23 protein-coding genes are annotated in these 23,951 nt (G+C 70.8%); 14 read left to right on the top strand and 9 right to left on the bottom strand.

Annotated features, from left to right (window positions below):
- The first annotated feature begins 9 nt into the window (after positions 1 to 9).
- The gene (locus AC07EJ_RS40395) at positions 10 to 1,221 is read left to right on the top strand and encodes a pyridoxal phosphate-dependent aminotransferase (protein WP_393584750.1); all 1,212 of its coding nucleotides are present in this window, start codon (positions 10 to 12) and stop codon (positions 1,219 to 1,221) included.
- Positions 1,222 to 1,311: 90 nt separating this feature from the next.
- Complete coding sequence (locus tag AC07EJ_RS40390; RefSeq protein WP_389484990.1) at positions 1,312 to 1,719, top strand: SCO4983 family protein; 408 nt, start codon at positions 1,312 to 1,314, stop codon at positions 1,717 to 1,719.
- 120 nt (positions 1,720 to 1,839) lie between these two features.
- Here AC07EJ_RS40390 and AC07EJ_RS40385 read toward each other — a convergent pair whose 3' ends face one another.
- Entirely contained in the window at positions 1,840 to 3,681 is a 1,842-nt protein-coding gene (locus AC07EJ_RS40385) for a phosphoenolpyruvate carboxykinase (GTP) (RefSeq protein WP_389484989.1), read from the bottom strand.
- A 254-nt stretch (positions 3,682 to 3,935) separates the two neighbouring features.
- On the opposite strand from AC07EJ_RS40385, the gene trhA reads away from it, so the two are divergent.
- From trhA to AC07EJ_RS40370, 3 genes are all read left to right on the top strand, one after another.
- Positions 3,936 to 4,625 (top strand): PAQR family membrane homeostasis protein TrhA, encoded by a 690-nt coding sequence (gene trhA, locus AC07EJ_RS40380; RefSeq protein WP_389484987.1) that lies wholly within the window; start codon positions 3,936 to 3,938, stop codon positions 4,623 to 4,625.
- Between the two features lie 127 nt (positions 4,626 to 4,752).
- Positions 4,753 to 6,309, top strand: coding sequence for a DHA2 family efflux MFS transporter permease subunit (locus AC07EJ_RS40375; protein ID WP_478886105.1), 1,557 nt, complete (start codon positions 4,753 to 4,755; stop codon positions 6,307 to 6,309).
- 5 nt (positions 6,310 to 6,314) lie between these two features.
- The gene (locus AC07EJ_RS40370) at positions 6,315 to 6,932 is read left to right on the top strand and encodes a TetR/AcrR family transcriptional regulator (RefSeq protein WP_393584753.1); all 618 of its coding nucleotides are present in this window, start codon (positions 6,315 to 6,317) and stop codon (positions 6,930 to 6,932) included.
- Positions 6,933 to 6,969: 37 nt separating this feature from the next.
- Here the strand turns inward: AC07EJ_RS40370 and AC07EJ_RS40365 are convergent, their stop codons facing one another.
- On the bottom strand, positions 6,970 to 8,988 hold the full coding sequence (locus AC07EJ_RS40365; protein WP_478886104.1) for a thioredoxin domain-containing protein: 2,019 nt from the start codon (positions 8,986 to 8,988) through the stop codon (positions 6,970 to 6,972).
- 119 nt (positions 8,989 to 9,107) lie between these two features.
- Between AC07EJ_RS40365 and AC07EJ_RS40360 the strand changes: the two genes are divergently transcribed.
- Positions 9,108 to 12,311, top strand: a complete 3,204-nt coding sequence (locus tag AC07EJ_RS40360; protein ID WP_389484978.1) for a tetratricopeptide repeat protein — start codon at positions 9,108 to 9,110, stop codon at positions 12,309 to 12,311.
- Positions 12,312 to 12,375: 64 nt separating this feature from the next.
- Here the strand turns inward: AC07EJ_RS40360 and AC07EJ_RS40355 are convergent, their stop codons facing one another.
- Together AC07EJ_RS40355 and mca are read right to left on the bottom strand one after the other, a co-directional pair.
- The gene (locus tag AC07EJ_RS40355) at positions 12,376 to 12,630 is read right to left on the bottom strand and encodes a hypothetical protein (RefSeq protein WP_389484976.1); all 255 of its coding nucleotides are present in this window, start codon (positions 12,628 to 12,630) and stop codon (positions 12,376 to 12,378) included.
- Positions 12,623 to 13,483: a mycothiol conjugate amidase Mca gene (mca, locus tag AC07EJ_RS40350; protein WP_389485125.1), complete on the bottom strand. Its 861-nt coding sequence runs from the start codon at positions 13,481 to 13,483 to the stop codon at positions 12,623 to 12,625. Before mca ends, AC07EJ_RS40355 begins: the two co-directional genes overlap by 8 nt.
- A gap of 173 nt (positions 13,484 to 13,656) precedes the next feature.
- On the opposite strand from mca, the gene AC07EJ_RS40345 reads away from it, so the two are divergent.
- The gene (locus AC07EJ_RS40345; protein ID WP_389484973.1) at positions 13,657 to 14,061 is read left to right on the top strand and encodes a DUF4307 domain-containing protein; all 405 of its coding nucleotides are present in this window, start codon (positions 13,657 to 13,659) and stop codon (positions 14,059 to 14,061) included.
- A gap of 220 nt (positions 14,062 to 14,281) precedes the next feature.
- Positions 14,282 to 14,779 carry a transcription elongation factor GreA gene (greA, locus tag AC07EJ_RS40340; RefSeq protein WP_478886103.1) on the top strand — a complete coding sequence of 166 codons (498 nt, stop codon included), beginning with the start codon at positions 14,282 to 14,284 and terminating at the stop codon, positions 14,777 to 14,779.
- A 76-nt stretch (positions 14,780 to 14,855) separates the two neighbouring features.
- Here greA and AC07EJ_RS40335 read toward each other — a convergent pair whose 3' ends face one another.
- The 3 genes from AC07EJ_RS40335 to ilvA form a co-directional block, all read right to left on the bottom strand.
- Positions 14,856 to 15,698 carry an ABC transporter permease gene (locus AC07EJ_RS40335; RefSeq protein WP_478886102.1) on the bottom strand — a complete coding sequence of 281 codons (843 nt, stop codon included), beginning with the start codon at positions 15,696 to 15,698 and terminating at the stop codon, positions 14,856 to 14,858.
- Positions 15,695 to 16,723 (bottom strand): ATP-binding cassette domain-containing protein, encoded by a 1,029-nt coding sequence (locus AC07EJ_RS40330; RefSeq protein ID WP_389484965.1) that lies wholly within the window; start codon positions 16,721 to 16,723, stop codon positions 15,695 to 15,697. Before AC07EJ_RS40330 ends, AC07EJ_RS40335 begins: the two co-directional genes overlap by 4 nt.
- A 183-nt stretch (positions 16,724 to 16,906) precedes the next feature.
- Positions 16,907 to 18,136, bottom strand: coding sequence for a threonine ammonia-lyase (gene ilvA / locus AC07EJ_RS40325; protein ID WP_389484963.1), 1,230 nt, complete (start codon positions 18,134 to 18,136; stop codon positions 16,907 to 16,909).
- A 166-nt stretch (positions 18,137 to 18,302) separates the two neighbouring features.
- Between ilvA and AC07EJ_RS40320 the strand changes: the two genes are divergently transcribed.
- The 3 genes from AC07EJ_RS40320 to AC07EJ_RS40310 all read left to right on the top strand — a co-directional run bounded on the left by AC07EJ_RS40320 (position 18,303) and on the right by AC07EJ_RS40310 (position 19,649).
- On the top strand, positions 18,303 to 18,803 hold the full coding sequence (locus tag AC07EJ_RS40320; protein ID WP_478886125.1) for a MarR family winged helix-turn-helix transcriptional regulator: 501 nt from the start codon (positions 18,303 to 18,305) through the stop codon (positions 18,801 to 18,803).
- Positions 18,804 to 18,909: 106 nt separating this feature from the next.
- Entirely contained in the window at positions 18,910 to 19,401 is a 492-nt protein-coding gene (locus AC07EJ_RS40315) for a sigma factor-like helix-turn-helix DNA-binding protein (protein WP_389484961.1), read from the top strand.
- On the top strand, positions 19,398 to 19,649 hold the full coding sequence (locus AC07EJ_RS40310; RefSeq protein WP_478886101.1) for a hypothetical protein: 252 nt from the start codon (positions 19,398 to 19,400) through the stop codon (positions 19,647 to 19,649). Before AC07EJ_RS40315 ends, AC07EJ_RS40310 begins: the two co-directional genes overlap by 4 nt.
- 33 nt (positions 19,650 to 19,682) lie before the next feature.
- On the opposite strand, the gene AC07EJ_RS40305 is transcribed toward AC07EJ_RS40310, so the two are convergent.
- On the bottom strand, positions 19,683 to 20,855 hold the full coding sequence (locus AC07EJ_RS40305; RefSeq protein WP_389484956.1) for a cystathionine gamma-synthase: 1,173 nt from the start codon (positions 20,853 to 20,855) through the stop codon (positions 19,683 to 19,685).
- 91 nt (positions 20,856 to 20,946) lie between these two features.
- On the opposite strand from AC07EJ_RS40305, the gene AC07EJ_RS40300 reads away from it, so the two are divergent.
- Entirely contained in the window at positions 20,947 to 22,056 is a 1,110-nt protein-coding gene (locus AC07EJ_RS40300) for a hypothetical protein (protein WP_329570839.1), read from the top strand.
- A 147-nt stretch (positions 22,057 to 22,203) separates the two neighbouring features.
- Here the strand turns inward: AC07EJ_RS40300 and msrA are convergent, their stop codons facing one another.
- On the bottom strand, positions 22,204 to 22,716 hold the full coding sequence (msrA, locus tag AC07EJ_RS40295; protein WP_478886100.1) for a peptide-methionine (S)-S-oxide reductase MsrA: 513 nt from the start codon (positions 22,714 to 22,716) through the stop codon (positions 22,204 to 22,206).
- A gap of 386 nt (positions 22,717 to 23,102) precedes the next feature.
- Here msrA and AC07EJ_RS40290 point away from each other — a divergent pair, with 386 nt between their 5' ends.
- Positions 23,103 to 23,387 carry a hypothetical protein gene (locus tag AC07EJ_RS40290; RefSeq protein WP_389484950.1) on the top strand — a complete coding sequence of 95 codons (285 nt, stop codon included), beginning with the start codon at positions 23,103 to 23,105 and terminating at the stop codon, positions 23,385 to 23,387.
- A 133-nt stretch (positions 23,388 to 23,520) separates the two neighbouring features.
- Positions 23,521 to 23,937 carry a hypothetical protein gene (locus AC07EJ_RS40285; protein WP_389484947.1) on the top strand — a complete coding sequence of 139 codons (417 nt, stop codon included), beginning with the start codon at positions 23,521 to 23,523 and terminating at the stop codon, positions 23,935 to 23,937.
- Positions 23,938 to 23,951: the final 14 nt, after the last annotated feature.

Raw genomic sequence — 23,951 nt, 5'->3', positions numbered from 1 at the left:
AGTCTGACCATGCAGCTCATCCAGTCGACCAAGCTCGCCAACGTCTGCTACGAGATCCGGGGCCCGGTACTCGAGGAGGCGATGCGGCTGGAGGCGGCGGGCCACCGCATCCTCAAGCTCAACACCGGCAACCCGGCCGCCTTCGGCTTCGAGTGCCCGCCCGAGATCCTCGAGGACATGCTCCGCAACCTCGGCGACGCGCACGGCTACGGGGACGCGAAGGGCCTGCTCGCGGCCCGCCGCGCGGTGATGATGCACTACCAGACCCTCGGCGTGGAGACGGACGTCGAGAACGTCTTCATCGGCAACGGCGTCTCCGAGCTGATCGTGATGGCGATGCAGGGGCTCCTCGACGACGGGGACGAGGTCCTGGTCCCGGCGCCGGACTACCCGCTGTGGACGGCCGCGGTCTCGCTCTCCGGCGGCACCGCCGTGCACTACCGCTGCGACGAGCAGTCCGACTGGATGCCCGATCTCGCCGACGTGGAGCGCAAGGTCACCGACCGCACCAAGGCGATCGTGATCATCAACCCGAACAATCCGACGGGCGCCGTCTACAGCGACGACATGCTGCGCGGCCTCACCGACATCGCCCGCCGCCACAACCTCCTGATCTGCTCGGACGAGATCTACGACAAGATCCTCTACGACGGCGCGACCCACACGCCGACCGCCGCCATCGCCCCCGACCTGCTGACCCTCACCTTCAACGGCATGTCGAAGGCGTACCGCGTGGCCGGCTACCGCGTGGGCTGGATGGCGATCTCCGGGCCGCGCGCGCACGCCGAGTCGTACATCGAGGGCCTCACGATCCTGGCGAACATGCGCCTGTGCGCGAACATGCCGGGCCAGCACGGCGTCGTCGCGGCGCTCAGTGGACGCCAGACGGTCAACGACCTGGTTCTCCCCGGCGGCCGCCTGAAGGAGCAGCGGGACACCGCGTACGAGCTGCTGACGCAGATCCCGGGCGTGACGTGCGTGAAGCCGAAGGGTGCGCTGTACCTCTTCCCGCGGCTCGACCCGAAGGTGTTCAAGGTCAAGGACGACCGGCAGATGGTCCTCGACCTGCTGCGCACCGAGAAGATCATGGTCGTGCACGGCACGGGGTTCAACTGGCCGGAGCCGGATCACTTCCGGGTCGTCACGCTGCCGACCACCGGTCAGCTCACGGAGGCCGTGACGCGCATCGGCCGCTTCCTGGACGGCTACAGCCAGCCCTGAGGGCCGCCCACCCCACTCGGGGGCAAGACTCAACTTTAGACTAAATCTAAGCTAGGATGGCCTTCAAGCTACCCGCCTGGAGGCCGTCCCATGTACGAACCGATCCGCACCAAGTCGGTCCATGCCATGGCCGACCCCGGCGACTTCCCGCACCGCTCCCGCGAGGAGGAGCTCGACATCCAGCTCGCGGGGCATCTGGCGGCCCTGCTCGCTCTCACGGACGAGCTGCGCACCCTCACCGCCGACCCGGATCTCGACGCCGCGGCCGACGCCCTCGCGCACCAGGTCGCCCGGCTGCGCGGAGGCCTGCCGCCGGCCCGCGCGTCCGTGGCCGACGCGATCCACGAGCCCCGCATCGCCGCCCTGCACCAGCGCGCGCACGCCCTCGCGGGCCGCGCCCTGGTCGTCGCGGCGTCCCGCGCCGACACGGCCGTCGCGATCCTCGCCGCGCGCCGCATGGAGGCGCACGCCGCGGCCGGTCAGCTGGTCGCCTCCTGACGGCGGTTGACGCGCCACCCTCGAGGCCGCGCGTCAACCGCCCACCAACGGCACACACACGTGACAGGGCCCCGCACGCCGTTGTGCGGGGCCCTGTCACGTGTCTTGCTCCGGAGGGCGTCAGCCCAGGCGCTTCACCAGGGCCCGGTACTCGTCCCACAGCTCCTTCGGCGTGTGGTCACCGAAGGTGTTGAGGTGCTCGGGAACCAGGGAGGCCTCGTCGCGCCACACCTCCTTGTCGACCGTCAGCAGGAAGTCGAGGTCGGCGTCGGCCAGGTCGAGGCCGTCCGTGTCGAGGGAGTCACGCGTCGGCAGGACGCCGATCGGCGACTCCACGCCCTCGGCCTTGCCCTCCAGGCGCTCGACGATCCACTTCAGGACGCGGCTGTTCTCACCGAAGCCGGGCCACACGAACTTGCCCGCGTCGTTCTTGCGGAACCAGTTCACGTAGTAGATCTTCGGCAGCTTCGCCTGGTCCTTGTCCTTGGCCACGTCGATCCAGTGGGCCATGTAGTCGCCCATGTTGTAGCCGCAGAACGGGAGCATCGCGAACGGGTCGCGGCGCAGCTCGCCGACCTTGCCCTCGGCGGCGGCGGTCTTCTCGGAGGCGACGTTCGCGCCGAGGAACACGCCGTGGTTCCAGTCGAAGGACTCGGTCACCAGCGGCACGGCGGAGGCGCGGCGGCCGCCGAAGAGGATCGCCGAGATCGGCACGCCCTTCGGGTCCTCCCACTCGGGCGCGATGATCGGGCACTGCGAGGCGGGGGTGGTGAAGCGCGCGTTCGGGTGCGCGGCGGGGACGCCGGACTCGGGCGTCCAGTCGTTGCCCTTCCAGTCGGTGAGGTGCGCCGGAGTCTCCTCCGTCATGCCCTCCCACCAGACGTCGTTGTCGTCGGTGAGCGCGACGTTCGTGAAGACGGAGTTGCCCCACAGCGTCTTCATGGCGTTGGCGTTGGTGTGCTCGCCGGTGCCGGGCGCGACGCCGAAGAAGCCGGCCTCGGGGTTGATCGCGTAGAGGCGGCCGTCCTCGCCGAACCGCATCCAGGCGATGTCGTCGCCGATGGTCTCGACGGTCCAGCCGGAGATCGTGGGCTCCAGCATGGCGAGGTTCGTCTTGCCGCACGCGCTCGGGAAGGCGGCGGCGACGTACTTCGACTCACCGTGCGGCGGCGTCAGCTTGAGGATGAGCATGTGCTCGGCGAGCCAGCCCTCGTCGCGCGCCATGACGGACGCGATGCGCAGGGCGTAGCACTTCTTGCCGAGCAGGGCGTTGCCGCCGTAGCCGGAGCCGTACGACCAGATCTCGCGGCTCTCGGGGAAGTGCGAGATGTACTTGGTGGAGTTGCAGGGCCACGGCACGTCCTCCTGGCCCTCCTCCAGCGGCGCGCCCAGGGTGTGGACGGCCTTCACGAAGAAGCCGTCGGTGCCGAGCTCGTCGAGAACGGGCTGCCCCATGCGCGTCATGGTGCGCATGGAGACGGCGACGTACGCGGAGTCGGTGATCTCGACGCCGATGGCGGAGAGCTCCGAGCCGAGCGGGCCCATGCAGAACGGGACGACGTACATCGTCCGGCCCTTCATCGAGCCGCGGAAGATGCCGCCGTCGCCCCCGCTGCCCTGGAAGATCTCACGCATCTCCGCGGGGGCTTTCCAGTGGTTGGTGGGGCCGGCGTCCTGCTCCTCCTCGGAGCAGATGAACGTCCGGTCCTCGACGCGTGCGACGTCGGTCGGGTCGGAGGCGGCGTAGTACGAGTTCGGGCGCTTGATCGGGTCGAGCTTCTTGAACGTTCCCTTGTCGACCAGTTCCTCGGCGAGGCGCTCGTACTCGGCCTCTGACCCGTCGCACCAGACCACACGGGCCGGCTGCGTCAGTTCAGCGATCTCGTTGACCCACGAGATCAGTTCCTGGTGCTTGGTGGGGACAGTGCCCAAGGAAACGGGAGCCGCGATGTCGCGCGCCACGATTGCTCCTAAATGAGGGGTTTTTGTGTTGTTGCCCCTTGGGGGCTGCGACCCGGATGCTTCACGTGTTGATCCCTCTGGCGCTCATCCGGTGCCGACCGCACTCATATGATCATCCGACGCGGGCGCGCATATGTCCAGAGGGCCTCACACCTGAGCAGAGTGAGGATCGCCACTCGCGTTCACCCCTGCTCGTCACTCGTATTCGTTACTGCCCGTCACTCGGATTCGTTACTTACGGCCCCGTAGGTACGATGCGGCTTATGACTGCCGCCACGCCACCCGAAGTGACCGCGACAGAGTCCGTTCCGGTGAAACCACGGCTGCGCGGCTGGCTGCACGCGGGAATGTTCCCCGCGGTCGTCATCTCCGGCCTCGTGCTGACCGCCCTCGCGGACTCCCCCCGCGGCCGGATCGCCTGCGGGATCTACGTCCTCACGGCCTGCCTGCTCTTCGGCGTGAGCGCGCTCTACCACCGGGGCAACTGGGGCCCGCGCGCCGACGGCGTACTGCGCCGCCTCGACCACGCGAACATCTTCCTGATCATCGCGGGCACCTACACGCCGCTGACGATGCTGCTGCTCCCCGAGGCCAAGGGCCAGTGGCTGATGTGGGGCATCTGGGCCGCGGCCACAGCCGGCATCGTCTTCCGCGTCTTCTGGGTCGGCGCCCCGCGCTGGCTCTACACGCCGTGCTACATCGCGATGGGCTGGGCAGCGGTCTTCTTCCTGCCCGACTTCCTGCACGCGGGCGGCACGGCCGTGCTCGTCTGCGTGATCGTCGGCGGACTGCTCTACAGCGCGGGCGGCGTGATCTACGGGATCAAGCGCCCGAACCCGTCACCGCGCTGGTTCGGCTTCCACGAGGTCTTCCACTCGCTCACGCTCGCGGCGTTCGTCGTGCACTACGTCGGCATCTCGCTGGTGGCGTACCAGCACGCCTGACCTCGCCTTCCACCCCTTTCGGCCGCGGCTTTCGAGCCGCGGCCATTTTTTGTGCCCTGATCCAGCCCTGGTCCAGCCCTGACCCATGGATTGACAGTGACAACTTTTTGAGAGTTACTCTCATTTCATGGTTACTGTCACCAAGCAGGACTCACCGCAGGACAGCGTGCAGCGCGACAGGCGCCGCTGGTGGGCGCTCGGCGCCCTGGTCGCGAGCATGCTCGTGCTCGGTTTCGACATGACGATCCTCAACGTGGCGCTGCCGACGATGGCCGCCGATCTCGGCGCGGACACCGGTCAGCAGCAGTGGATGGCGGACTCGTACGTCGTCGTCTTCGCCGCCCTGATGCTTCCGTCCGGACTGCTCGGCGACCGGTTCGGGCGGCGCCGGATGCTCATCGTCGGCCTCGGCGTCTTCCTCGCGGGCTCGCTCGTGGGGGCGCTCGCGAGCGACGTCGTCTGGGTGATCGGCGCCCGCGCGCTGATGGGCGTCGGCGCCGCGCTCGTCATGCCGCTCGCCCTGTCCGTGCTGCCCTCGCTCTTCGCACCCGACGAGCGCACCAAGGCCGTCGGCATCATCTCCGCGGCCTCGGCGGTCGGCATGCCGCTCGGCCCGATCCTCGGCGGCTGGCTCCTCGACCACTTCTGGTGGGGCTCGGTCTTCCTGATCAACATCCCGATGGTCGCCATCGGCATCACGGCCTGCCTGTTCCTGCTGCCGGAGACCCGCGATCCCGCCTCACCGCGGGTCGACGTCGTCTCCACCGCACTCACGGCGGCTGGCCTCGGCGCCCTGATCTACGCGATCATCGAGGCGCCGCACCGCGGCTGGACCGACCCGGTGGTGCTGGTCCTGTTCGCGGCCTCCGTCGCCCTGGTCACCGCCCTCGTCCTGCGCGAACGGCGCAGCGAGCGGCCGCTCCTCGACCTCACCCTGCTGGCCCGCCGCGGCTTCCTGCTCAACACGCTCGCGGCCACCCTCGGCATGTTCGTCCTGTCGGGCCTGATGTTCGTGCTGCCGCAGTACCTCCAGGCCGTCCTCGGCAACGACGCGCTCGGCACCGGCGTACGGCTGCTGCCGATGATGGCCGGGATGCTGGTGGCCGCGAAGTGCGCGCAGCCCCTGGTCACCAGGTTCGGGCCGCCCGCGGTGATCAGCGCGGCGCTCACGGTCCTGGCGTTCGCCGCGTTCCTCGGCAGCCGCACCACGGCCGACTCCGGTTACGGGTTCACCGCGCTGTGGCTGGGCATCGCCGGGGTCGGCTTCTCCTTCGCGCTCGTCCCCGCGATGGGCGCCGCGCTGTCGGCGCTGCCCGCGGACCGGGCGGGCAGCGGCTCGGGCCTCCTGATGACGGTGCGGCAGGTGGGCGGCGCGCTCGGTATCGCCCTGCTCGGCGCGCTCCTCGCCGGGACCTACGGCAACCACCTCGACACCGCCGGCCTGCCCGGTCCCGCGGCGGACACCGCCCAGGACTCCGTGATGGCCGCCCACGCGGTGGCCACGAAGCTCGGGGACCACGCCCTCGCCTCGTCGGCGAACACCGCGTACCTCCACGGGATGAACGTGGTGCTCCTCGTCGTGGGCATCGCGTCGCTGGTCACCGCCCTGCTCGCGGCCGCCCTGCTCCCCCGTACCGCGCCGTCCGCCGGCGTGGCCCCGGCCCCAGGTGATGCCCGAGAATGAGCCCCATGGCCGCCTCCGCACGCTCCACCCCCGCCGCCGACCGCCCCGGGATGGGCCTACGCGAACGCAAGAAGCTCAAGACCCGGATCGCGATCAGGGACGCGACGTACCGCCTGATCACCGAGCAGGGGTACGACGCGACGACGGTCGAGCAGATCGCCGAGGCCGCCGAGGTGTCGCCGTCCACGGTGTTCCGGTACTTCCCGACCAAGGAGGACATCGTCCTCACGGACGAGTACGACGCGATGCTGGAGGCCGAGCTGCGGGCGCGGCCCTCGGACGAGTCGATCGTCGACTCGCTGAAGCATGTGATCGCGCAGGCCGTGCACCTCGGGTTCGACGACGATCCCGAGGTGTCACGGCTGCGGACCCGGCTCCAGGTCGAGGTGCCCGCGGTGCGCTCCCGGATGATGGAGTCCATGTCCGTCACCGGGCAACTGCTGTGCCGGGTGATCGGCGAGCGCACCGGCCGCGACGCGGACAGCCTCGAGGTCCGCGTCTACGCGATGGCGCTGGTCGGCGCGCTCATGGAGACCACGCTGTTCTGGGCCGAGCACGGCCACCAGGAGGAGCTGCGCGACCTGGTGGACCGGACGCTGGAGACGTTCAGGAACGGCCTCTAGGGGGTGTCCGGCGGGGTCCGACGGCGTCCGGCTCGTTTCATTCCTGCAGCTTCACCGCGAGCTCCTGGGCGTCGGTGACGGGTGCGTCGCAGGTGAAGTTGCGGCACACGTACGCGGCCGGGCGGCCGTCCAGGAGCGGCCGGTCCGCCAGCAACGGCAGTTCACCGGAGCCCACTTTCCCCGCCGCGACGACCGCGCCCGGCGCCGTGCCGAGCAGCGCCGTGCGGTGGAGTTCCCCGCCGACCTCGCCGACCACGGCGACTTCCTTCGGCCCGTCGAGCAGCGCCTCCGCGACCGCGAGTCCGTGCCCGATGAAGCGCGGCGCGCGCGGCCCCAGCGCCCGCACCACGCCCAACGCCCGCTCGGCGGCGGTGCGATGAGGCTCCGACCCGGTCTGCGCCGCGTACGAGAGCAGCGCGCCTGCCGCCGCGCTCCAGCCCGAGGGCGTGGCGTTGTCGGTCGGGTCCTGCGGCCTGCGGATCAGCTGCTCGGCGTCCGCCGCCGTGTCGTAGAGCGCGCCGGACTCCGGGTCGGTGAACTGGTCGAGGACGTGGTCGAGGAGGAACCCGGCGAACTCCAGCCAGACCCCCTCGCCGGTCACGGACGCCAGTGCGAGGAAGCCCTCGGCGACATCCGCATAGTCCTCGAGAACACCGGCGTTCGCGCCGGCCCGGCCGTCCTTGCTGGTACGGGCGATGCGCGCCCGCGCGTCCATGTGGAGGCGTACGAGCAGGTCGGCGGCGGCGAGCGCGGCCTGCACCAGGTCCGGCCGGTCGAAGTACGCGCCGGTCTCCGCGAGCGCGGCGATCGCCAGCCCGTTCCACGCGGCGACGACCTTGTCGTCCCGCCCGGGTGCCGGCCGTTCGGCGCGCGCGGCGAACAGCCTGCGCCGTACGTCCGAGACCCGCTCCACGTCGAACTCGACGTCCCTTCGCAGGAGTTGGAGGACCGACGCACCCTCCTCGAAGGTGCCCTCCTGTGTCACTCCGAAGCACTGGGCGGCCATCTCGGCGTCGGCGTCCCCGAGCACCTCGCGCAACTGCTCGGGCGTCCACACGTAGAAGGCGCCCTCGACATGGCGCCCCTCGGCGTCCTCGCTGTCCGCGTCCAGCGCGGACGCGAACCCGCCCTCGTTCGTCCGCAGCTCCCGCACCATGAAGTCCGCGGTCTCCAGCGCGACCCGCCTGGCCGTCTCCGAACCGGTGGCCCGCCACAGGTGCGCGTAGGCGCGGCACAGCAGGGCGTTGTCGTAGAGCATCTTCTCGAAGTGGGGCACGACCCATTCGCGGTCGACGGAGTAGCGCGCGAAGCCGCCGCCCAGCTGGTCGTAGATCCCGCCGCGCGCCATCCGCTCGCAGGTGTCGTCGGCCATCTGGAGCGCGCCCTCGGCGCCGGTGCGGGCGTAGTGGCGCAGCAGGAACTCGATCACCATCGACGGCGGGAACTTGGGGGCGCCGCCGAATCCGCCGTTCGCCTCGTCGTACTCGCGGGTCAGACCGAGGAGCGCCTGCGCGAGCTCGCCCTCGCCGGGGATCTGCGTGTCCCCGTAGGTCAGCTCGCGCCCGGCCAGATCGCCCACGATCTTCGCGGCGACCTCGGCGACCTCGTCCCTGCGCTCCGCCCACGCCTGCGCCACACCCCCCAGGACCTGCGGGAAGGACGCCATTCCGTGCCGGGGCTCGGGCGGGAAGTAGGTGCCGAAGTAGAACGGCTCGGCCTCGGGCGTGAGGAACACGGTCATGGGCCAGCCGCCCTGGCCGGTGGCGGCCTGCACGGCCTCCATGTAGACGGCGTCGACGTCGGGGCGCTCCTCGCGGTCGACCTTGATGTTGACGAAGCGTTCGTTCATGAGGGCGGCGGTCGCCTCGTCCTCGAAGGACTCGTGCGCCATGACGTGGCACCAGTGACAGCTGGAGTACCCGACGCTGAGCAGCACCGGGACCCCGCGCCGCCGCGCCTCCTCGAAGGCGTCGGCCGACCAGGGCCACCAGTCGACGGGGTTGTCGGCGTGCTGGAGGAGGTAGGGGGACGTCTCATGGGCCAGTCGGTTCGGCATGCGCCCCATCCTCGCGCACGCCGGTCGACGATCGGCCCTTTGATCCCCGGCCTCTCGCGCCGTAGCCCCATACGCAGCACACTTGACGCGGAACCGTTGCTGCCGGAGGGGGACCTGAAATGCGAGACAGCCATCGGGCGGAAGCCGAGGGGCTGTTGGCCCGTGCCGTGGAGGAGGAAGTGCGGCGTTCGGGCGGGCGCACGGACGGCGGGGTGCTGCTGTCGCGTGCGCGCGGTGCGCTCGACGCCATGGCGGAGACCGCCGCCGAGGAGTACGCGCAGTTCACGCACGCCCTGGACGAGGCCGAGGCCGGGCAGATGTCGTTCGGGCAGCGCTTCACCCAGGAGCGCGGGTCGACTCCCCTGCTGGTCACGGCCGTTGCCGCGGTCGGTGCCTGCCTGGCCGACCTGCTCCTTGGTACGGGCGCGGGGACCGCGGTCGGCGCGGGCGCGACCGTCGCCGTGCTGGGCGCCGCCACGACCGTCGCGAAGGTGACGGCCTCCCATGTGCCCGCCGCGAGCCGCCGCGCGGGGGCGCGGAGCCAGCCCGGCGGGCCCGAACAGCTGAGACTGCAGTGGCTGACGGCGCTCGACGTGCGGGGGATCCGGCCGTTCCTCGACCAGCAGCGCGTCCTCGCCGCCACCGCGGGGACCGGCGCGAAGAAGCCGACGCCGCAGTTGCGCCGTACGGACAAGAGCGCGGCGGCCAGGCGGCGCAGCGTCCTGGAGCAGTCTTTCGGCCAACTCCCGGAGCCACAGGGCCCGTTCGCGGGCCGCAGGGTGCAGATGCAGCGGATCGCGCAGTGGGTGCACGCGGCGCGCGCGAGCACCGAGACCCGGCCCACCGTCGTCGTGCTGCACGGCGCGCCCGGCTCGGGCCGTACGACGCTCGCGGTGCGGGCGGCACACGAGCTGCGCGACCAGTTCCGCGGGGCGTGCGTCGTGGACCTGCGGGGCGACGCGCCCGAGGCCCCGCTGTCGACCCGGGACGCGCTGCTCCATCTGCTGAACCGGCTCGGCGCGCCGCGCGAGCAGCTCCTCTTCCGTGAGCGTTCCTCGCCGGAGCAGCAGGTGCGGCGGCTCAGCGAGCTGTACCACCAGCATCTGACGGGCCTTCCGGTCACGATCGTCCTCGACGACGCGGGCGACGCGGAGCAGGTGCGCACGCTGATCCCCGAGCGGTCCGACAGCCTCGTCCTGGTGACGGCGCGCAAGCCGCTCGACCTGCCGGCGGACGTGCCCGCGTGGGTGCACCAGGTGCCGGTGGACGCGCTGGACGCCGCGGGCGCGGAGGAGCTCCTGCGCGAGTCCGCGGAGGACGCGTCGGGGCCCTACGACTCCGAATCGTCCGATGCCGTAAGGGAGTTGTGCGGTGGCCTGCCGCTGGCGCTGCGCATCGCGGGGTCCGCGATCGGGCCGCGCACGACGCGCGGGCTGGCGTCCGACCTGGGCGCGTACGGGCCCGTGGAGCCGGTCGAGCGCGTCCTGTGGCTGCGCTACACCGACCAGCCGGAGGCCGCCCGGCGGCTGCTTCGGCGGCTCGCGCTGGCCGGGCGGGCCTCGCTGGGCGCGGCAGCGGCGGCCGCGCTGCTCGCGACGGACGAGTCGGAGGCCACCCGCCATCTGACGGCGCTGTCACGGGCCGGGCTGATCGACCACGTCCGGGGCAGCCGGTACCGGCTGCACGATCTCGTGCGCTCCTTCGCGCAGGCCCGCCTCCTCGACGAGGAGGAGCCGGCCGAGCGGACGGCCGCGCAGGAACGCCTCATCCAGAGCTACGCGGAGCTCGCGGACTCGGTGATCCGGCTCGTCGACGGCAACAAGTCGACGCGCGCCGGGCAGATCGGCCCGCACGGCTTCACGTCACTGGACTCCGCGCTGCGCTGGCTCGACGACGAGTCCAGCTTCATCACGGCGACGCTGCGGGGCGCGGAAGGCGTCGACCAGGCGGCCGTGCTCAATCTGCTCGGCGCCCTGTGCGACTACTGCCTGCTGCGCGGCGACCTCTACCGCCTAGGCGAGATCAGCGAGCTGACGCAGGCCGTCGACCAGGGGCTTCTCGTGCGCTCGGTCCAGTGGCGCACGGGTATCGCGGCGCGCCAGCTCGGCGAGCTCGACAAGGCGCGTACGACGCTGGCGTCCGTGGTGGACCTGTACTTCGAGGCGCACCACAACGCGGGCGCGGCCCGCGCCCTGTGTTCGCTTGGCATCACGCTGCACCACCAGGGGCAGCTCAAGGAGGCGTCGGCGAAGCTCCGCGAGGCCCTCGACCTGCAGACCACGGACGAGACGGCCGGCGACCGGGGCTGGACGATGCACGCGCTCGCCGCGGTGGAGCGCGACCAGGCCCATGTGCAGGAGGCGCTCGATCTGCTGACCGCGGCGCTGGCCCTGCACCGCGAGAACGAGTCCGTGCACGGCGAGGCGTGGGCGCACTTCCAGCTGGGGCAGCTGTGTGTGCGGATGGGCGACGTGCCGGGCGCGGAGCGTGAGCTGGGCGCCGCCCTCGACCTGTACAGCCGTACGCGCGACAGCCGGGGCGAGGCGTGGGCGCTGACCCAGCTGGCGCGGACCCGCCTGGTGGACGGCGACGCGTCGGCGGCCGTCGACGGGCTGCGCCAGGCCACCTCGCGCCACCGCGACAACGAGGACGCGCGCGGCGAGGCCTGGACGCTCTACTACCTGGGCCAGGCCCTGGAGGAGAGCGGCAACCTCGACCAGGCGGTACGCGAGCTGGAGCGCTCCCGCACGATGTTCTCGCGGATGCGCGACGTGTACGGGCTCGCCTGCGCCCGCCATCACTCGGCCCGGGTCACGCGTGACCAGCGGGCCGCGCAGACGGGCTCGCTGCGCAACTCCGGCTTCGCGCGCCAGCTCCTGGTCGACGCCCGCGCCGACTTCCAGCGCATCGGCGTCGCGCACGGCGAGGGGTGGACCTGCCTGGAACTGGCGGTGGTGGACGCGGGCAACGGTCGCGCGGCCCAGGCCCTAACCCTGTGCGAGGAGGCGGCCGCGCTGTTCGCGTCGTACGGCGACCGGCGCGGCGAGGACTGGGCGAACTTCCTGCGCTGCACGTTGCTGCCGTACGCGTCACCGGGCGGCTCCGAGATCGGCACGGCCGTGGCGCAGGAGGAACTGTCCCAGCTCGCCCGCGCCACGCACGCCGGCCGGGACAGCAGGCTCGACGACTACGTGGAGGCCTACCAACTCCTCCTGGAGCGGGGCGCGGACCTGGAGGCGGGCTGGCAGGCCTGGCGCCTCGGCATGGTCCCGAAGCGGCACGCCCGGGACGTGATGGGCGTGGAGGTGAGCGCGGGGCGCTGAGGACGCAGCACGACGGCGCTCGGCGCGGCGTGTGCCGTGCCGAGCGGTCCCGTGCGGCGGGGCGTCAGCCCTTGGCGGGCGAGGCCGGGGTGGAGCCGGTTCCGCTCGCGGAGTCCGCGGCGGTGTCCGACTTCTCCTTGAAGTCGACCTTGCCCATGTGGCGGTTCATCGACTTCATCAGGCCCCAGACGGCGACGGCCATCACCGCGAAGACGATGAAACCGAGGACGCCCGGGGTCACCTTGTTCTCGTCGACCTCCTTGGCGAGGGGGACGAGATGCGTCATTGCCAGGCTTGCGCTTGCGCTCATGTCAGGCATTGTCGCGGATGCCCGCAAAGAGGTCGTCCTCGGGGAGGGAGGTATCGACGAGAGACTTCGCGAGCTCGTACTCCTCGGTCGGCCACACCGCCTTCTGGAGCTCCATCGGAACCCGGAACCAGCCCCCGTCGGGGTCGATCTGCGTGGCGTGCGCGATGAGCGCCTTGTCGCGGATCTCATAGAACTCGGCGCACGGGATGTGCGTGGTCAGCGTCCGCTCGACCCGCTCGAACTCGTCCCAGCGCTTGAGCCACTCCGCGTACGGCGACTCCAGGCCGCGGTCGAGCATCGCCTGGTGCAGCGCCTCGGTGCGCGGCCGGTTGAAGCCCTGGTTGTAGTAGAGCTTCTGCGGCTGGTAGGCCGGGCCGAACTCGGACTCCGGGTACTTCTCGGTGTCCGCCGCGCCCTCGAACGCCACCATCGAGATCTTGTGGGTCATGATGTGGTCGGGGTGCGGGTAGCCGCCGTTCTCGTCGTACGTCGTGACGACCTGCGGACGGAACGAGCGGATCTGCTTCACCAGCTCCCCCGCCGCCTTGTCGACGTCCTCGAGCGCGAAGCAACCGTCGGGCAGCGGCGGCATGGGGTCGCCCTCGGGCAGGCCCGAGTCGACGAAGCCCAGCCAGTCCTGCTTGACCCCGAGGATCTCGCGGGCCTCGTCCATCTCCTTCCTGCGTACCTCGTGGATGTGCTCCTCGATGTACGTGTCGCCCTGGAGCTTCGGATTGAGGATGGAGCCTCGCTCCCCGCCCGTGCAGGTCACGACATGCACGTCCACCCCCTCGGACACGTACTTGGCCATGGTGGCCGCGCCCTTCGACGACTCGTCGTCGGGGTGGGCGTGAACGGCCATCAGTCGCAGCTGCTCAGTCAAGACAAGATCCTCAGTGAATGACTCGGTGATTAAGGCGCCCTCGGTCATACAGCGCATTGGGCGGCTTCTATAGTGACCGAACCGGGGGGCGGAAAATTCCGGCAGTCTGTCCGGGGCCGGTCCTCGACCCGCCCCGCGCGAGAGGATCGATCATGAGTGCGGTGAGTGAGCAGCTCCCCGACGGCCGCTACGGCCGTTCCCGCTCCGCCGACGAACGCGCGGACCGCACCCTGAAGACCGTCGGGGCCGTGCTCGGCGCCCTGCTCGTCGTCCTGATCGGCTGGTTCGGCTACCACTACGTCTTCGATACGAAGATCAGCGCCGAGGTCATCACCTTCAAGACCTCCGACGCGGCGGTCAAGGTGCACCTCGAGGTCCGTAAGGACACCGACGCGAAGGGTTACTGCACCATCCGGTCGCAGTCCGCCGACGGCGCCGAGGTGGGCCGCGCCGACTTCCGCTTCGACCAGCGCGAGAGCCGGATCGACAAGGTAGTGACACTGCGCACAACGGCCCACGGCACCAGCGCGGAGCTGCTGGGCTGCCACGCGGGCTGACCGCACGGCGGCCAACCCGCACGACGACCGGCCGCGCCGCGGCGCACACCGCCGTCCGTACAGGGTTTCGGCACCTGACCTGCGGCGACGAATTCTTGATGGCATATGTCCTCCCCCTTCGGCGCCTGAATTGTTAGGCTCGTGGTTTCGCCCACCCGTGAAAGCACATGCTTCTGGGTAGGGCGATGCTTTGTATTCCCAGTACCTACGAGGAGCACCTGTGACCCAGACCAGCGAAGACGTCACCTGGCTCACGCAGGAGGCGTACACCAAGCTCAAGGACGAGCTGGAGTACCTGTCTGGTCCCGCGCGCGCCGAGATCACCGTGAAGATCGCGGCGGCACGCGAGGAGGGCGACCTGCGCGAGAACGGCGGGTACCACGCGGCCAAGGAGGAGCAGGGCAAGCAGGAGCTCCGCATCCGCCAGCTGACCCAGCTCCTGGAGAGGGCCAAGGTCGGCGAGGCGCCCGCCGCGGCCGGGGTTGCCGCGCCCGGCATGGTCGTCACGATCGCCTTCGACGGCGACGAGGACGACACCATGACGTTCCTGCTCGCCTCGCGCGAGTACGCGAGCGCCGAAATCGAGACGTACTCGCCGCAGTCCCCGCTTGGCTCCGGCGTGAACGGCAAGAAGATCGGCGAGGACGCCCAGTACGAGCTGCCGAACGGCAAGCTCGCCTCGGTGAAGATCCTCGCGGCGAAGCCCTACAGCGGCTGAACCGGCCGTATGACGAAGGCCCCCGGCGCTTGCTGCGCCGGGGGCCTTCGCGTGCTCGCGCTCGGGGCCGTAGCCCTCAGGCCGTCGCGTTGCGGTACTTGCGGACGGAGAGTGCCCGGAAGGCGACGATGATCAGGACGGACCAGATCAGCGAGGCCCACACGGCGTGCTGCATGGGCCAGGCCGGGGAATCGGAGACGCCCGGGTTGCCGAACAGCTCGCGGCAGGCCTGCACCGTGGCGCTGAACGGGTTCCAGTCGGCGATGTGGCGCAGCCAGGGCGTCATCTGGCTGGAGTCCACGAACGCGTTCGAGATGAACGTGACCGGGAAGAGCCAGACCAGTCCGCCCGAGGTGGCGGCTTCCGGGGTGCGTACGGACAGGCCGATGAGCGCGCCGATCCACGTGAACGCGTATCCGAGGAGGAGCAGCAGGCCGAAGGCGCCGAGGGCCTTCGGGACGCCCTCGTGGATGCGCCAGCCGACCAGGAGGGCGACGATCGCGAGGACGAGCAGGGTCAGGGCCGTCTGCACGAGGTCCGCGAGGGTGCGTCCGGTGAGGACGGCGCCGCGGGACATGGGCAGCGACCTGAAGCGGTCGATGAGGCCCTTGTGCATGTCGTCGGCGATGCCCGCGCCCGCGCCCGCCGTGGCGAACGTGACGGTCTGGGCGAAGATGCCGGCCATCAGGAACTCGCGGTAGACCGCCGGGTCGGTGGTGCCCCCGATGTTCATCGAGCCGCCGAACACGTAGCTGAACAGCACTACGAACATGATCGGCTGGATCAGCCCGAAGATGACGACCTCGGGGATGCGCGTCATCCGGATCAGATTGCGCTTGGCGACGACGAGGGAGTCCCTCACTGACTGCACGGGGCCGCCCGCGGGGCGCGGGGCGAGGGTCTGGGTGACGGCGCTCACTTGTCGGCCTCCTGCTTGCGCTTGGACTGCTTGGCGGCGCCCGTGGCCGTGCCGTTCTCGTCGGCCTTCTCCTCGGCCGCGTGGCCGGTCAGGGAGATGAAGACGTCGTCGAGGGTGGGCCGGCGCAGACCGATGTCATCGATCTCGATACCGCGGGTGTCCAGCTCCCTGATGACCTCGGCGAGGAGCTTGGCGCCGCCGGAGACGGGGACGGTCAGCTTGCGGGTGTGCTGCTCGACCGTCGTCTCGCCCTTGCCCAATCCGGCGAGACTGTATTTCTCCAAGATGGCGGCGGCGGGCGTCATGTGCTCCCGCTCGTGCACCACGAGTTCGACGCGCTCGCCGCCGGTCTGGGCCTTGAGCTGGTCGGAGGTGCCACGCGCGATGACGCGGCCGTGGTCGATGACGCAGATGTCGTGCGCCAGGTGGTCGGCCTCTTCGAGGTACTGGGTGGTCAGCAGCAGGGTCGTGCCGCCGGCGACCAGCTCCTGGATGACCTCCCACAACTGCAGCCTGTTGCGCGGGTCGAGTCCCGTCGTCGGCTCGTCCATGAACATCACAGGCGGCGAGACGACGAGCGCGGCCGCCAGGTCGAGCCGGCGGCGCATGCCTCCGGAGTACGTCTTCGAGGTCCGGTCGGCGGCGTCCGCGAGGTTGAACCGCTCCAGCAGCTCGGACGCCCGCGCCTTCGCCTCCTTGGCCTTCATCTGGTACAACTGGCCGACCATTTGCAGGTTCTCACGACCCGTCAGATACTCGTCGACCGCGGCGAACTGGCCTGAGAGTCCGATCGAGCGCCGCACCTCGTTCGGATGCTTGAGAACGTCGATGCCCGCGACGACAGCCTTTCCGCTGTCCGGCGTGAGCAGCGTCGTCAGACAGCGCACGGCAGTGGTCTTCCCCGCCCCGTTCGGACCGAGCAGGCCGAGGACCGTGCCCTCCGGGACATCGAGATCGACGCCGTCCAGAGCCCTGACGTCGCCGAAGGTCTTCACCAGCCCTTCGGCATAGATGGCGCCTGGCATGTGGCTTCCCCCATGGGTTGTGGGTGACCTGTTCAGTTGCCTTGCTCAGGAAAAGCTTAGGGATGTCCGTCCGGGCACGCCCGACGGATTGGTGACGTGAACCACACGGTATCGCGATACATCGCGTCTCATCAACCGGTTTTCCGCAATCTCCCGGCGGGCCGGTGATACCGCGGCCGGCGGTCAGTCGATGACGAGGTAACCCGCGTCCCGCAGCGCCGCGCCCACCTCGGCGCAGTGCACCGGTCCCTTCGTCTCCAGGTGCAGCTCGACCTCGGCCTCCGTGAGCCCGAGGCGCGGATCGGTGCGCACGTGGCTCACGTCGAGGACGTTGGCGTCGACCACCGACAGCACGCCGAGAAGCGTGGCCAGCGCGCCGGGACGGTCCGTCAGACGCAGCCGCAGCGACAGGTAACGACCGGCGGCGGCCATGCCGTGGCGCAGGATCCGCTGCATCAGGAGCGGGTCCACGTTGCCGCCCGACAGGAGCGCCACGACCGGGCCCTCGAAGGAACGCGGGTCGCTCAGGAGCGCCGCGACCGGGCTCGCCCCGGCCGGTTCGACGACCAGCTTGGCCCGCTCCAGGCAGAGCAGCAGCGCGCTCGACAGCTCGTCCTCCGAGACCGTACGGACCTCGTCGACCAGCTCCTCGACCAGCTGGAACGGCACGTCACCGGGACGCCCCACCCTGATGCCGTCGGCCATCGTCGCCGGATACGGGATCGACACCGGCCGCCCCGCCGCCAGCGAGGGCGGGTACGCCGCCGCGCCCGCCGCCTGCACTCCGATCACCTTCACATCGGGACGCAGCGCCTTGACCGCCACCGCGACGCCCGCGGCAAGACCGCCGCCGCCGATGCCCACGACGATCGTGCGCGCCTCGGGGCACTGCTCCAGGATCTCCAGGCCGACCGTGCCCTGCCCGGCGATGATGTCCGGGTGGTCGAAGGGGTGGATGAACACGGCGCCCGTCTCGTGCGCGTACTCCTGCGCCGCCGCCAGCGTCTCGTCCACGACCTGCCCGTGCAGCCGCACCTCCGCGCCGTAGTCACGGGTCGCCGCGACCTTCGGCAGGGGCGCGCCGACCGGCATGAAGACCGTGGAACGTACGCCGAGAAGAGAAGACGCGTGCGCTACACCCTGCGCATGGTTCCCGGCACTCGCGGCGACCACGCCGGCGGCCCGTTCCTCGGGAAGCAGGCCCGCGATCCTGACGTACGCGCCGCGCAGCTTGAAGGAGCCCGTCCGCTGGAGGTTCTCGCACTTGAGGTGCACCGGCGCCCCGACCAGCCCCGAGAGGTACCGGCTGCCTTCCATCGCCGTCATCCGCGCGACCCCCGAGAGCATCTTCTGCGCGCCGCGCACATCGTCCAGGGTCACCGTCGGCAAGGAGTCAGCCGTGCTGTAGCTCATGACGGCAAGTCTCGCAGCTCACGCCGTACGGCTCCTGGCGTGACCACGGTCCGAGACTGGTTTGCGCAGCGTCGGTACGGCCCGCCTTCCGGCCGCGTACCCTGTCCCCCAACCCACCACCCACGCATGAAGTGAGCCCCCGGCCATGCCCACACCACCGGAAACGATGGACATGACGACCGCCGGCGACACCGGCCTCCTCGAAACGCTGCAGCACGAGGTGGCGGTCTTCGCCCGCCGTGCCGAACAGACCCGGCTCGGCGGGGTCGGGCAGGTACGCAACTCGATGGACCGAGCCGCGTATCTGCTGCTCAACCGCCTGGACAAGGAAGGCCCGATGGGCGTCAAGGCGCTCGCCGCGAGCATGGGCATCGACTCGTCGACGGTGACGCGCCAGGTCGCACCCCTCGTCGACACGGGCCTCGTCAAGCGGACGTCCCACCCGGAGGACGGACGCGCGGTCGTCCTCCAGCTGTCGCCGCGCGGCCTCGCCCGCCTCGACGAGGTACGCACGTCCAGGCGGTCCCTGATGGCCGAGTTGACGCAGGAGTGGACCCCGCAGGAGCGCGAACAGTTCTGTGCGCTCCTCACGCGCTTCAACACCGCGCTGTCCGCGCGGCAGACGGGCCAGCCCGCCCCGTCCGGGGAAGCCGCTCCCGGCTCTTGACCCGGGGACCGTACCTGCCCTCATATGAGACCGGGCCCCTGTCGCATGCGGCCGGGGCCCGTCCCGTCCCAGCGACCGGCCGCGGAGCGGCCCGGCTGGAGGTGCGGTGCGAGAACGGCGCGCGTTCCAGGACGCCCGCCGGGCCCGGGAGTTCGAGGCGTTCGTCGCGGGCGCGGCAGGGCGGCTGCTCCATGCCGCGACCCTGCTCACCACCGAGCCGGCCGACGACAACCCGCGCGCGCGGAAGCTGCTCGTCGCGGCGCTCGCGCAGACGTACGCCTCATGGGACCGGCTGCGCGGCGAGGACCCCTACGACCGCGCCCGCGAGAAGCTCGCCCTGAGCTTCGCCCGCGCGGCCTGGCATCAGCACCGCGGCCACGGCGGCGTGCTGCGCCACCTCGGCCCGCAGGAGCGGCTGATCCTGGTGCTGCGCCTCTACGAGGGGGTCGGCGAGGAGCAGGTGGCCGCGCTGCTCGGGCTCCCCATGGAGCGCGTGCACGCCATCCACGCGCGCGCCATGGCGCTCGTCCTGCACCCGCCGCGCGGGCCCGCCCCTGCGCTTCAGGACGCACCGCCCCTGGAGAAGGTGCCGTCGTGAACGCTCAGGCCCGCAGGGAACGTGAGGTCCGCGCGATCCTGGAGGCCACCCAGGGAGCGCTCCCGCCCGAGATCCACGCCGAGGCGGTGCGCCGGGGCGGGCGGATCCTGCGCCGCAGGAGAGTGCTGCGCCGTCTGATGTGGCTGGCGCTGTGCCTGGCGTCGATCGCGTTCTTCGTATGGGCCCTGCTGGCCAGGCCCTGGGTGGAGCCGCCCTCCGGGACGACTCCACCACTCACGGGCTGGTGACCGCGCGCCTCCTGGAGGAGGCCATGCGCAGGATCAGCCGAGCGCCTGCTGGAGGTCGGCGAGCAGGTCGTCGGCGGACTCGATGCCCACGGAGAGGCGTACGAGGTCGGCGGGCACCTCAAGGGCCGAGCCCGCCACCGAGGCGTGCGTCATGCGCCCCGGGTGCTCGATCAGGGACTCCACACCGCCCAGGGACTCGCCCAGGGTGAACAGCTTCGCCCGGTCGCAGACCGCGACGGCGGCCTCCTCGCCGCCCTCGACCTGGAACGACACCATGCCGCCGAACGCCTTCATCTGCTTGGCGGCGACCTCGTGACCAGGGTGCTCCGGAAGGCCCGGGTACAGGACACGCGTCACGCGCGCGTGCCGGGACAGCATGTCGGCGACCTTCGTCGCGTTCTCACTGTGCCGGTCCATGCGCACGGGCAGCGTCTTGATGCCGCGCAGCACGAGCCACGCGTCCATCGGCCCGGCGACGGCGCCCATCGCGTTCTGGTGGTACGCCAGCTCGTCGCCCAGCGCCGGGTCGGCGACGATCAGCGCGCCGCCGACGACGTCCGAGTGACCGCCCATGTACTTGGTCAGCGAGTGCACGACGACGTCTGCGCCGAGCGCCAGCGGCTGCTGGAGGTACGGGCTCGCGAACGTGTTGTCGACGACGAGCCGCGCCCCCGCCTCCCGCGCGACCTGCGCGACGGCGGCGATGTCGGTGATCCCGAGCAGCGGGTTCGACGGCGTCTCGACCCAGATGACCTTGGTCTTCGGCGTGAGCGCGGCGCGCACGGAGGCCGGGTCGCTGGTGTCGGCGACCGACCACTCCACGCCCCACCGCGAGACGACCTTCGCGAACAGCCGGAACGTGCCGCCGTACGCGTCGTTCGGGATGACCACGTGATCGCCGGGGGTGAGCAGCGTACGGAGCAGGCAGTCCTCGGCGGCGAGCCCGGAGGCGAACGCGAGGCCGCGGCGGCCGCCTTCGAGGGCGGCGAGGTTCTCCTCCAGGGCGGTCCTGGTCGGGTTGGCGCTGCGGCTGTACTCATAGCCGCCACGCAGCCCGCCCACGCCGTCCTGCTTGTACGTGGAGACCTGGTAGATCGGGGGGACCACGGCGCCCGTCAGGGGGTCGGCCGTGTTGCCCGCGTGAATGGCCACGGTCTCGAACCCGTGGTCGCCGTGGGCGTTCTGGCTGTTGTGCATGTCGCTCATGCGGCCAGAGCGTAGTGCGCACACGGGCCGCGCGGCGGCCCTACCGGGCCTGGTTCGCCAATTGTCCGACCCTTCTGGTTCGCTTGTACGCATGGGAATTCTCTGGGTCCTGATGGCAGTGGTCATGTTGGGGGCGGTGCTCGGCCCGTACCTGCTGCGCAGGCGCGGCGGGATACGCCAGGTCGCGCCCGGTTCGCCGGACGCGGCGGACCCGGCGGAGTACGGCTTCATGCGCCAGGAGGACCTCGACGTGCGGCTCCCGGGCCCCGACCAGGACCTGCTGAACGTGATGTCGGTGGTCCAGCGCAACCAGGACTTCACCGCCGCCAAGCAGCTCCTCGCCGGCACGGGCAAGGAGAGCGAGCAGCGCTGGGAGCGCGTGCAGGCCATCGCCGGGGCCGCCGCCCTGGAGCTGGCGCAGACGCCGCGGCTCGGTGCCGGCTGGCTCCACGCGTGGCGTGCCCAGGACCCCAAGGACCCGGGCGGGGCACAGGTGTTCGCGGAGTTCCTGGTCCAGCAGGCCTGGCGGAACGCGGGCGGTGAGGCCCAGGCCGACGAGCGTCGGATCATCCTGGAGGAGGCCAGGTCGGCCTGCGAGGACGCGGCGCTCCTGGCCCCCGGCGACCCCGTCCCCCACATCACGCATCTCGCCGTGGCCCGCGGCCTCGGATACTCCCAGCACGACTTCGAGCAGCTCTGGCTCAAGATCCTCGACACGGCGCCCGGCCACATGGGCGCCCACCTGGCGGGCCTGAGGTACTGGTGCGAGAAGTGGCACGGCTCGCGCGAGCTCGCCTTCTCCTTCGCCGAGGCCGCCGCCGCGCGCGCCCCGCGCGGCTCCCTCCTCGCCGCGCTCCCCCTCTTCGCTCTCTACGAGCACCTGCCCGACGTCAATCTGGTGCGCAGCTTCTACCAGAGCGAGGTCGTCACCAAGTCGATCCACGGCGCGCTCTTCGCCGTCCAGGCCGCCCGCCCGGACGACCCGATGCTCGCCCACGTCCGCCACCTCCTGGTGTTCTTCCTGGTCCGCTGCGAGCGCTGGGCCGAGGCGATGGAGCAGCTGCTCCACGTCGACGGTCACGTCGGCGCGCTCCCCTGGACGACGGGCTCGGACCCGGCGGCGGACTACGCGGTGTACCGCGCGCTGGCGGTCGCGGGCTACGAGGCGAACGGCGGGAGCCCGGCGACGCTGCGCCACTGACCGCCCCCGCCCGGCGACGGAATTCCGGACCCCTCTCGTACCTCGACGAGTCCACAGCGGGGCACCCCCAACCCCGCAAGCGCAAGCACGGCCCGGCTGCGGAGCCTCGGCCAGCCGGCCTCCGCCTTCCGCGGGGCCGCCTCGCGGTCAGCCCTCCGCGCGGGCGGGCAGCCGCCATCCCGGGCGCGGGAAGTGGCAGGTGTAGCCGTCCGGGTAACGCTGCAGATAGTCCTGATGCTCGGGCTCGGCCTCCCAGAAGGGGCCGACCGGCTCTACCTCGGTGACGACTTTGCCCGGCCACAGTCCGGAGGCGTCCACATCCGCGATCGTGTCCTCGGCGATCCGCTTCTGTTCGTCATCCACGTAGTAGATCGCCGAGCGGTAGCTGAGACCGATGTCGTTGCCCTGGCGGTTCTTGGTGCTCGGGTCGTGGATCTGGAAGAAGAACTCCAGGATCGCGCGGAAGTCGGTCCTCTCGGGGTCGAAAAGGACCTCAATGGCCTCCGCGTGAGTGCCGTGGTTACGGTACGTCGCGTTCGGCACGTCACCCCCGGTGTATCCGACCCGGGTCGCCGTCACGCCCGGGAGTCGGCGGACCAGGTCCTCCATCCCCCAGAAGCATCCGCCCGCCAGCACGGCCCTCTGCGTCTGCCCAGCCATTTCGACCCCTCCAATATCTGTCAGCTCGGTCACTCGGGGTACTCGGCTCGCACACCGCCGGCATCCCATGACTCGCTCAACGCGCGAGGGCTCCAAGCGATTCCGCGCCACTCCAACCGTCGCTGCCCGGATGGGTCACATGGCAGCACAGGCGCGCCGGGTCAGGGGTCTCCTGCCCGATCGAGGTCGCGCCGGCCGAGGGGTGACAGGCGACCTGCCGGGCAGACGTGCCCGGCGCAGTGTGTCCGGGGCCGGACACCGCCGTTCGGATCACCTGAGGCGGCCCCCTTCAGGTGATGGCCGGACGGATCACGGGCCGGGCAGCCGGCGCGGGGGTACGACGTCTCAGCAGAGACGAACCCGGAACTCCCGTGAGGAGCTTGGCGATGTACGCAGCGGTCCGGCGGTACGAAGGGGTGACCGATCCGGCCGAGGCGGGACGCCTCGTGAACGAGGGGTTCGTGGCGCTCATGCGTCAGGTCTCCGGCTTCGTGGCCTACTACTGGGTCGATGCCGGGGACGGAGTGATGGTTTCGACCAGCGTCTTCCAGGACCGGGCCGGTGCCGACGAATCGATCGCGAGGGCTGCGGACTTCGTACGGGACAACCTTGCGTCGCTGCTCCCCAACCCTCCCCAGGTAACGGCCGGGGAGGTCGTGGCTTCCGCATGACAGCGTTCAACGGCGCCGGGCAGGTGGTCCGGGCGGCGAGCAGGCGTCGCCCGCCGGCCGTTGGATGATCACTTTCGGTCAAGGTTCATCCCGGGCCGCATGACAGCACCGCTCGCTTGCCACGATTTCCCTCATGGCGACTTCGGGGGCAAAGAGCGGGCGACTCGGCGGACTGGACCAGTGGTGGGGCGTCCTGGCCGGCGCCCTTCTGATCGCCGCGTGGATCAACTCCGCCGCTGGTCCGGCGGTGGTCATCGCGCTCTCCGCTGCCGTACTCGTGTGGTGCTTCTTCCAGGCCCCCGTGACGTGCGGCGCACCCGTGCGAGGACGAGCGGACGGCTGCCGCAACAACGCTTCGGGTCTACTGCTCGGCTGCCACATCCACCAGCACCGCTGGCAGAAACTCAAGATGTTGATCCTGCGCCGACAGGTGCGCGCGTTCTGTTCCGGCCTGTTCTCGGACGGCAAGGCGGCGATCGTCACGCTGGCCGGCGTGGGCAGTTTCATCTCGGGCCTGGCCGCTCTGGTCCCTGGCGTCATCGTCAAATGACGGGCCCCGCTCCC

The organism is Streptomyces sp. NPDC045026 (assembly GCF_056432625.1).
The sequence above is the reverse complement of the archived record's forward strand: the minus strand, read 5'-3'. Positions and strand labels throughout refer to the sequence as shown.